The following is a 9,820-nucleotide window of genomic DNA, read 5'->3' on the forward strand; positions in this document are numbered from 1 at the left end:
AGTGTGAAACTATCTATTCCATGGTGATTTCTTTCGCACCATCACCAATACTGGCGACGTAAAAATCGGCATTGTAACCAATCTTTTCACGATAGGCTGCCCCAACATTTGCAATAAAATTTTCCACTTCTTCATTCGCAACAACGGCAATTGCACAGCCGCCAAAGCCGGCTCCCGTCATGCGAGCACCAAGGACTCCCGGATGTGCCCAAGCAGCTTCTACTAAGCTATCAAGCTCGATGCCAGTCACCTCGTAATCATCTCGTAATGATTGATGAGATTGATTCATCAATTGACCAAAGGCCTCAATATTTCCAGTCTTCAGTTCTGCTAACGCCTTTACGGTGCGAACATTTTCATAAACAGCATGTTTCGCCCGTTTACGCACCGTTTCATTGGTAATAAGCTGTTGATTTTCATCAAACTCCGCTTCGGAAAGCTGTCCAAGTGCCTCGATTGGGAGTTTTTCCTGCAGTTGTGCTAATGCTTCTTCACATTCCCCACGGCGTTCATTATATTTTGAATCGGCTAACTCCCGACGTTTGTTTGTATTCATAATGATAATTTTGTGATTTTCTAACTTTATCGGTGCATATTCATAGTGAAGCGTTTGGCAATCTAGTAAAATTCCTGCATTCTTTTTCCCCATTCCAATGGCGAATTGATCCATAATACCACTATTCACACCAATAAATTGATTCTCTACCTGCTTGCCTAGCTTAATAACATCAAGACGGGGAATATCTATGCCAAATAGTCCCGCCACAAGTACCCCTGTTAATAATTCAATCGATGCCGAAGAGGATAGACCTGCTCCATTTGGAATATTCCCATCGATGACACATTCAAATCCACTCGGAAGCTGGTAGCCTGCTTCAAGAATGTAGCGAATCATCCCTTTCGGATAGTTAGCCCAGTTATGTTCCTTCTCGTAATCTAGTTGATTTAAGGTAAACTCAATGATTCCTATGTCTGCGAAGTTCATTGAATACATGCGGACAAGATTATCACTGCGTTTCCTCGCTACAGCATACGTACCGTAGGTAATCGCACATGGGAACACATGGCCGCCATTATAATCGGTATGTTCCCCAATAAGATTAATTCTGCCTGGTGCAAAGAAAGCTTGCTCTGGTGAAGCTTCAAATATTTCCTTAAATGTTGTTTTTAGCATTGTAACATTCATTTTATAGTCCCTCCTGTAAATGTAATCCCTTTCATTTTTCGTGATTCAATAAAACCTGTTACACATATTTTAATCTCTTTAGTAAAACTATTCAATTGTTTTACTAAAATATTACTAAATAATTAACAAAAATGGCGCATGAGCAAATCATGCGCCACTCTTGTATTAAATTCTTTGAATCATAAATTCAAATTCTATCGATTGGTCAGCAGGAATAAGGTATTCATCATGAACTGGTGCTCCCCAGCTGTCGTCACCACCAACCCCCATTTGCTTGCCTGCTACTGTCACCACCGTGTAGTGGACATTCGGAAGCTCAAATAAATGATGAGCATGTTCAAGTTCAAAAGCCGTATATGGTGAAAAATTACATTCTACTGGCTCTGAAACGAAGGAAATTCTCATTCCCTGTCCCTTTTTGTTTGTGACACAGACCCACCGTACTCCGGTACGATTTCCAGATTCCTGCGGCATAAGATAGCCAGCCTGTTGATCATCTACTTGATTATTAAAGATGCCAAGTCTTGCTCCCCTCATCCGGTCGGAGTAATTCTCTTCAGGTCCCATTGCATACCACTCCAATTGGTTATAGTCAGCAGGGATCTTAAACGATAGAGCAAAGGTTGGGATTTGCGGCAGATTAGCTACACCATTGTAAACTGACTTAACATGCACGCTACCATCAACTAAGACCGTATAACTTGTCACGACCCTTATTTCTGAGTGAATCGAAAATTGATAGGTAAAGGCTATACAGGTTGCTCCAGCCTCCTTCGTAATAGTAGTCGCAACACATTTACGTGCAAGACTCGCCGCATACCAGAGCCCTGAATGGAATCCCTGTGAGAAACCTCTATCGTTATCCGTAGTGGCTCTCCAGAAAAGCGGTGCAGGAGGAAGGGCGATCATCTCACGACCTGCATAGTTAAGCGAGGTTAAACTCCCCGCCTGCTTTGAGAACATAATTGTAAAATCACTTCCATGGACGCCAATATTGGCATCCCCCTCTACGACTCGTAAAGCTCCTGCAATAGCTGGTTTCACTTCATTCGTTTTGACATGGTAGATATACTGGCCAAAAGCTATCTCGTATCCAGCATCTGCCCAGCGAGTGCTTTCCTTGAGCTTAAAGCTAGTATGAATACAGTACTCACCAGCAGCACTTGCGATTTCCTTTGGGAACGCAAATTCTACCCGTCCCTTACTCTGTGGTTTCACAACCACCTGAACCCTTTCTTCCCACAATCGGTTACCCTCTTGATATAGGGTGTATTCCAAATCATATTGGACCGTATCTGTGAAGAGGTTATCATTTGAGATCGTCACACCCTTTCCATCAGGCACCAACTTGATGTTTTGATACAAATATTTTACTTCCTGCATCTTTGGTGACAGTTCACGCGTCGCATACACAATTCCATTTGTACAAAATCCATAATCTGTAGGGCGATCATCAAAATCTCCACCGTAAGCAAGGAATTCATTTCCGTAACGATCCTTCTTCATAATCGCTTGATCAATGTAATCCCAGATAAACCCACCTTGATACATAGGGTATTTTTGCTCTAAATCTGTATATTTGTCCATACCGCCAAGTGAATTCCCCATGGCGTGCATGTATTCGCAGCTAATATAGGGTTTGTCGGGGTTTTCATTCAAATACGCTTCAATTTCAGCCGGTTTCGCATACATGCGGCTTTCCATATCGCTCGTATCGTTATACTTGCGGTTATGGAAAACCCCCTCATAATGCACAAGACGGCTTGGGTCAGCCTTTCGGAAATAATTGGAGACATTCAGAATCACTTCTCCCGCATACGATTCATTGCCGCAAGACCAAATCAAGATAGACGGATGATTCTTGTCCCGTTCCACCATTGAGATCGCCCGGTCCATGACAATATCCTCCCACTCTAGCTTATTTCCGGGAATGTTCCAAGATGGCTCTACTGCCCCCATCTTTTGCCACGATCCATGTGTTTCTAGATTCATTTCATCGATTACATATATTCCGTATTCATCACATAACTCATACCAATAGCTTTGATTAGGATAATGCGAAGTCCGTACAGCATTAATGCTATGACGTTTCATCATTTTAATATCCCAGATCATATCTTCCTTGTTTATGGCACGTCCCGTTCGACAATTGAATTCATGGCGATTCACACCTTTGAAGACAATCCGTTCTCCATTGAGGCGCATTACCTTATCGACCAACTCAAACCGTCTGAAGCCAACCTTTTGTGGAACCACCTCTAGTAAACTACCGGACTCATTATAAACTTGAATAAATAACTGATATAAATAGGGATTTTCTGCACTCCAAAGTTCTGGCTGGTCGACCAGAACAGAAATGGTTCCCTTCCCTTCACTTGAAACGCCATTACTTCCAGCAATTAAGTTGCCTTTCGCATCGTGCAGCACCAAAGCAATCCTTGCAGGGGACCTATCTACTGACAAAAGCTTTAGATCTACTTGAAGTGTCCCTTTAGTAAAGGCAGTGTCTAAATCTGCATGAATATGCGCATCAACCACATGAATTTCTGGTACTGTATAAAGGTAGACATCACGAAAAATGCCGGAAAGCCGCCAAAAATCCTGATCCTCCAGCCAACTGCCTGTACTCCTTTGATACACCTCCACGGCAAGTTTATTCTCACCTTTTTGTAAGTACGGAGTGAGTTCAAATTCTGATGGAGTGAAGGAATCTTCACTGTAGCCAATGAACTCCCCATTTAACCAGACATAAAAAGCAGACTCTACCCCTTGAAAAGAAATAAACAAGGGTTTATCTTGCATATGTGCAGGTACCGTAAACATCTTTACATAGCTGCCAACAGGATTGTGATCAGCGGGAATTTCTGGAGGCCTGATATCGTTGTGACCATCCCACGGATACATCGTATTGACATACTGTGGTTTTCCGTAGCCTTGGAGTTGAATATGGCCGGGAACCAAGATATCTCCCCAGCCCGAACAATCAAATTCCGACTGAAAAAAATGAGCTGGGCGATTGAAAGGATTTACACTATAGGTGAACTTCCAATTCCCGTTCAATTCATGGCGCCACTTCATTGCTCCGGCATTTTTTGCCTCCACCATCGTTTCATAATAATGGTGATCAGAATGGGCAGGAAGACGATTAACAGCAAATACACTTAGATCGGATAACCAATCAAGGGTTGGGACCGTTTTCATTTTATTCTGGATCATTGTCATCATCTGTTCACTCCTAGCAACTTTTTATTTCTACTATTTCACAGACCCCATCATCCCTGCAACAAAATGTTTTTGCAGTATCAAAAAAGGCGGGCAAATTAGTTAGAAGTCACCAAGTATCCAACATCACATTGAAAGTAATCGCTGGTATGTTTAAAACATTGTATGTGCTATTATTAATATAATATTAATGTATTTTTCCATAGCACGAACAGACTAAACCACCCCCAAAGAAAACGTTTCCTCATAATATAAAAGCTAATTAGAAAAAGGCGTGATGGTATTTGAGCTACGATAGTAAAACCGGAAGTTTCGAAAGAATGAAATCATTAAATCAATCAACCGTATTAAATATGATTCGTTTAAAAGAACCCATATCAAGAGCAGAAATCGCTAAATTAACAAAGCTGACTCCACCGACAGTAAGTTCCCTAGTTGCTGAGCTGATTGAAAAAAATCTTATTACAGAAGAGCAATCTACCAGCTCAACTTCAGGCGGAAGAAAACCAATCATGCTTCGAATTAATTATTCCGCCCATTATATCATTGGTGTCTATGCGGCAGCGGAGGTCATCCGAGTTGTCTTGACTTCAATGGACGGAAAGATTGTATCCGATTTTAGTGAAGATATTTCTGAGCTCCCTTCTAAAACGGAATTTATGAGCATGATCAAAGAGAGTATCCACCAAGTCCTAAATAATACACAAATAAAAAGAGATATAATCCTTGGGATTGGTTTTGCCATGCACGGGCTAGTAGACCCAGATAAAGGCTTGGCTATTTTTTCTCCGCATTTACATTTAGAGAACATACCAATTAAAGAAAGCCTCGAAACAGAATTCAATATCCCTGTTATTATCGAAAATGATGTAAGGGCTTTAGCGATTGCGGAAAGTTGGTTTGGACAAGGTCAAGGGGTTACTGATTTTATCTGCCTTAGTGTTGCCCGTGGGATTGGTTCAGGAATCTTTATTAATAATGAAATTTATAAGAGTTCATTTAATACGGCAGGAGAAATTGGACATACCATCTTAGATGTAAACGGTCCAACATGCCAGTGCGGGAACAATGGTTGTTTAGAGGCCTATTCATCTGAAGTAGCCATTCTAAGCCGCGTAAGAAGTGGAATGAAAAATAATCATGACACCATTCTTCATACATGGTTGAAGAATGGTGAGAATGAACTCTCAATAAAAATGCTATTTGAGGCTGCTAAGGCAGGGGATCAATTTACCGCATTGATTTTGGAAGAAGCCGGTCAATCTCTTGGATTAGCAGCAGCCAATATGATTAATCTTCTAAAGCCCTCAAAATTGATAGTGGAAGGGACTATCTTCGAAGAGGGAGAGTTTGTTTTATCTCCACTCAAAGAAATGATCGAGAAGTATACTTTTAAAAGTCCTCATGAGGACATTTCTGTTGTTTGTTCCAACCTAGGAAAAACCGGTATGTTATTAGGAGCTGTAACCTTGGTTTTACAAAAAATGTTTAAAACTGATGAATGCTTATAAACGACTCCTGACTGAGGAGGAATAAACGCTAAAAGCGAACGGTGCCTGACACCGTTCGCTTATTTTGAATCACTATATAAAAGGGGGTAATACACTTTTTAATAAAAACCTTCACCTTCTGTAATGCAGTTCAACTTAGAACTTCACGATAGTTGAATGCCACATATCATTAATTTCTCTTATTTTTGTCAGTTCACATTTTGGTTCTCTATTATAGGATAATAATCCGTTGATCTCTTGTTCTACGTCTGTTAACTGTGTATAACAAAAACCATGCAAACCTTTAGAAGCATATACCGCCTCCATTACTCGACGATAATCTTCAATAAACTCATCTTCATTTTTCACAGATGTATAACCCCAGCCGCTATCTGCACCGACTTTAAATCCGATTCCGCCAAACTCTGTTAATAATATGGGTTCCCCTCTGTGTTCAAACCCATCGGCATAAATTCCACGATTAGCCGGTTTCGAGCTAAGGAGCGACTCCTTTGTTGATAAGGATTCCTTGAAGGCTTCATATTTTGCCTTTTCATCGTTTGAACCATGATTATAATTGTGGATGGCGCAAATATCCGTTTCTGTAAGCTCCCAGCCATCATTAGATATCACTAAGCGGCTTGTATCAAGTGAATGGATGAGATGGTACATGGCTAAAGAATGGTGCTGTTGTTGTTTGTTTCCTTTAATATAAGGCACGCCCCAGCTCTCGTTGACCGGAACCCAAGCAACTATGGATGGGTGGTTATAATCCCGGTTGATAATTTCAAGCCATTCTTTTGTTAACCTGGAAGCCGCATCCTCGCTATAGGAAGGAAATGCTGCACATTCCCCCCATACTAAGAAACCTAATCGATCAGCCCAATAAAGGAAGCGCGGATCTTCAACCTTTTGATGCTTTCTGCATCCGTTAAAGCCCATTTGTAATGCTAATTCAATATCCTTCTTAAAATCTTCATCCGTTGGAGCCGTTAATAACCCTTGCGGCCAATAGCCCTGATCGAGAACTAATTTTTGATAATATGGCTTGTTATTTAAATAAACCATCCCATTTTCAATATGAACCTTTCTCATCCCGAAATAAGAGTCAACTTCATCTAAATTCATTTGATTTTTTTCATCTCTTAAAGTGATCTTGATATCAAATAAATTGGGATTCTCTGGTGACCAATTCCAGCCAATGTGATGAAATGAAGTTCTGAAAATCTGTCGGTTATATAGGTTAATGGAGCGCTTATTATAGGATTCATATAACTCGATCGTATCCTTTGCTACCATTTCACCCTGAAAATCAATCTCAATGTCTACTTTCTTGTGAAGATAGTCACCTAAGACATCAAATTCAATCGTAACATCTCCATAATCAATGTCTGGAGTAAATCTTACTTTAGATATACTTGTCGGACTTACTGGCTCTAGCCAGACTGTTTGCCATATACCTGTCGTTCTGGTGTACCAAATCGCATCAGACTTTTCCATCCAAAATTGCTTTCCTCTAGGGATTGTTTCATCCGTCGAGGGATCTTCTACTCTAACCACGATTCGCTCATTCTCCCCTGTTAAATGATCGGAAATATCTAGGGAGAACGAAACGTGGCCGCCTTCATGGAAACCGGTATATTGTCCATTCACATAAATCCATGCACGATAATCTACCGCGCCAAAATGAAGGATGACGCGCTGATCGGTCCAATCCTCTGGGACGGTAAATTCTCGGGCATACCAAACATGATCATGGAAGGTTGGATCATTAATTCCACTGAGCTCTGATTGATAGGCAAACGGTACATTGATTTTTTTATCAAATGATGCAGCTTGTTGAAACCATTTTTCCTTCACGCCTGCATTGTTATCATCAAAAGCGAAATCCCATTCGCCGTTTAAATTTAGCCATGGTTTTCTAACCAATTGAGGTCTTGGATATTCTGGTCTAAAATTCATATTTCTCTCTCCTTAATAAGTGACAGATATCATATTTTAAAAATGCAATACCTTTATAAGCCTAATGCAGCTTTTATCGGTTTATTTTTTGCTAATGCCATAACAGCTGCTGCCAAGCAGAGAGTCAAACTGATAAAATCCGCTAAAAAGTAGAATGCAGCAGCTAAGAGGATCCAATAAATTGGAAGCTTGTACTGCAGCGTATCATCCTTCAATAGCCTTTTGACAAAGATAATGTTCAGACCTGCAATAACAATAAATAGGAGGCCATAGGTGACAGTGAAGCTATACAGACTGTCGAACAGGGATTGGAGCCCCTTTTGTTCAAGTAATGATACGTTCGCTACGTCTACCCCTTGTTTTTTTATATAAAGTGAATAGTAAAACATGGTGATTAAACCGGTTATGAATTGCCATCCACTCGCTATATAAATCAGTTTACGTTCAAAGGATCTGCTCATATTTCCACTCCTTCCTGACGATTTCTCTGTGTAGGTTTATCCTTTTACACCAGATGACAACGACATGGACTGCATAAAATATTTTTGGGCAAACAAGTAGAGTAGGAAGGTTGGTATTAAGGCAATCAAAGCTCCAGCTGTCCCAATTTCCGGATAAGTAAGGTACTGACCTTGGAGTAACTGTAGTCCAGGTGTAATCGGCAGCTTATCAATATCATTAAGGACAATGGACGGCCATAAGAAGTCATTCCATGATCCTGTAAAACTAAATAATGCAACTACAGTTAAAACAGGGCGAATGAGTGGCAGAATGATTAAGTAAAATATTTGGAATTCATTCGCCCCATCTATTCTGGCAGATTCATCAAAGGTTTTTGGTATACCTAAAACGAACTGGCGGACAAGAAAAATATTAAAAACTCCAGCAGCACCGGGAACAATGACAGCCAGCAAATTATTTACCCATCCTAGCTTATCCATGATGCTATATAATGGAATTAAGTTGACGATTCCTGGGAACATCATCGATCCCAGCAAAATTCCAAACAAAAGGTCACGCCCTTTGAACTGTAAACGGGTGTAGCCATAAGCAGCTAATGAGACAACCACTAGAACCAATGCTGTATGACTGACCGAGATGATCAAAGAATTCATGAACCATTTGATAACGGGGCTGGAGGCATTATTAAACAGCAAATCGCTATAATTGCTTAAGGTCCAATGAATCGGTAAAAAACTCACCGCTGCTGATTGAATTTCTTCAGACGATTTAAAAGAGGTAAAGATTCCCCAGATAAGTGGAAATACCCAGATAATAGCCATCAACAGTAAAAAAATGAAAGCTACTATTTTTGTAGATTTACTTTGTTTCATCTTTACTCACCTCTAATCCTTATCCCGTAATAAGAAAAATTGAATAGCTGAGACAACCATGATACAGACACCCAACATCACGGCCATTGCGGAGGAGATACCAGCAATGGATAGCCCTGATCCAAAGGCATTTTCCTGAATGTACATGAGGAGTACATGGGTTGAATCACTTGGACCACCACCTGTCAGCATTAATGGCTGTCCATAGACATTAAATTGGGCAATCGTTGTCATGACTGTGGTAAATAGAATTTGATATTTGATACTCGGGAGTGTTACTCTAAAAAACTTACTCATAACACCTGCTCCGTCCAATTCAGCCGCTTCGATTAAATCTTTCGGAACGCCATTTAATGCCGCCAAATAAATAACCATGTTGCCGCCGATTGTCCACCATACTGTGACAATGACCAGTGATATCCATGCATGCGGCTGATTATCTAGCATATTGGTTGAGATATCAAAGTAATTTTCAAGTGGACCGTAAGAAACACTCAAAAGAAATTGCCAGATAATCATGACAGCCGAAATTGCAAATAAAGAAGGTAAGTAAAATACTGATTGAAATAGACGATTCATTTTTGGTTTTGCGGCTAAGGCAGTAGCTACTAATAGTGGGACTATAA

General features: G+C 40.4%; 7 protein-coding genes. 1 reads left to right on the forward strand and 6 read right to left on the reverse strand.

Translation table 11 applies throughout. From position 1 onward, the window contains the following. Positions 1-13: 13 nt before the first annotated feature. Both TY15_RS14390 and lacZ read right to left on the reverse strand, forming a co-directional pair. On the reverse strand, positions 14-1,186 hold the full coding sequence (locus TY15_RS14390; RefSeq protein ID WP_040205206.1) for a galactokinase: 1,173 nt from the start codon (positions 1,184-1,186) through the stop codon (positions 14-16). A gap of 165 nt (positions 1,187-1,351) precedes the next feature. After that, entirely contained in the window at positions 1,352-4,411 is a 3,060-nt protein-coding gene (gene lacZ, locus TY15_RS14395) for a beta-galactosidase, LacZ type (protein WP_455326434.1), read from the reverse strand. Between the two features lie 317 nt (positions 4,412-4,728). Here lacZ and TY15_RS14400 point away from each other — a divergent pair, with 317 nt between their 5' ends. Further along, on the forward strand, positions 4,729-5,919 hold the full coding sequence (locus TY15_RS14400; protein WP_040205208.1) for an ROK family transcriptional regulator: 1,191 nt from the start codon (positions 4,729-4,731) through the stop codon (positions 5,917-5,919). A gap of 135 nt (positions 5,920-6,054) precedes the next feature. On the opposite strand, the gene TY15_RS14405 is transcribed toward TY15_RS14400, so the two are convergent. The 4 genes from TY15_RS14405 to TY15_RS14420 form a co-directional block, all read right to left on the reverse strand. Next, positions 6,055-7,860 (reverse strand): glycoside hydrolase family 2 protein, encoded by a 1,806-nt coding sequence (locus TY15_RS14405; protein ID WP_040205210.1) that lies wholly within the window; start codon positions 7,858-7,860, stop codon positions 6,055-6,057. Between the two features lie 53 nt (positions 7,861-7,913). Beyond that, entirely contained in the window at positions 7,914-8,321 is a 408-nt protein-coding gene (locus tag TY15_RS14410) for a hypothetical protein (protein WP_040205211.1), read from the reverse strand. Between the two features lie 36 nt (positions 8,322-8,357). Further along, positions 8,358-9,194: a carbohydrate ABC transporter permease gene (locus TY15_RS14415; protein ID WP_040205212.1), complete on the reverse strand. Its 837-nt coding sequence runs from the start codon at positions 9,192-9,194 to the stop codon at positions 8,358-8,360. 12 nt (positions 9,195-9,206) lie between these two features. Continuing rightward, positions 9,207-9,820, reverse strand: a 614-nt coding sequence (locus TY15_RS14420) for a carbohydrate ABC transporter permease (RefSeq protein WP_042374905.1), incomplete at its 5' end; no start/stop codon positions are given.

The sequence above is a fragment of the Neobacillus jeddahensis genome (assembly GCF_000612625.1).
Classification (GTDB): Bacteria; Bacillota; Bacilli; order Bacillales; family Cytobacillaceae; genus Neobacillus; species Neobacillus jeddahensis.

Excerpts from the sequence above, each read along its gene's own strand:
- TY15_RS14410 (WP_040205211.1), bottom strand. The coding sequence starts at position 8,321 with ATGAGCAGATCCTTTGAACGTAAACTGATTTATATAGCGAGTGGATGG.
- TY15_RS14390 (WP_040205206.1), bottom strand. The coding sequence starts at position 1,186 with ATGAATGTTACAATGCTAAAAACAACATTTAAGGAAATATTTGAAGCT.
- TY15_RS14415 (WP_040205212.1), bottom strand. The coding sequence starts at position 9,194 with ATGAAACAAAGTAAATCTACAAAAATAGTAGCTTTCATTTTTTTACTG.
- lacZ (WP_455326434.1), bottom strand. The coding sequence starts at position 4,411 with ATGATGACAATGATCCAGAATAAAATGAAAACGGTCCCAACCCTTGAT.
- TY15_RS14405 (WP_040205210.1), bottom strand. The coding sequence starts at position 7,860 with ATGAATTTTAGACCAGAATATCCAAGACCTCAATTGGTTAGAAAACCA.
- TY15_RS14400 (WP_040205208.1), top strand. The coding sequence starts at position 4,729 with ATGAAATCATTAAATCAATCAACCGTATTAAATATGATTCGTTTAAAA.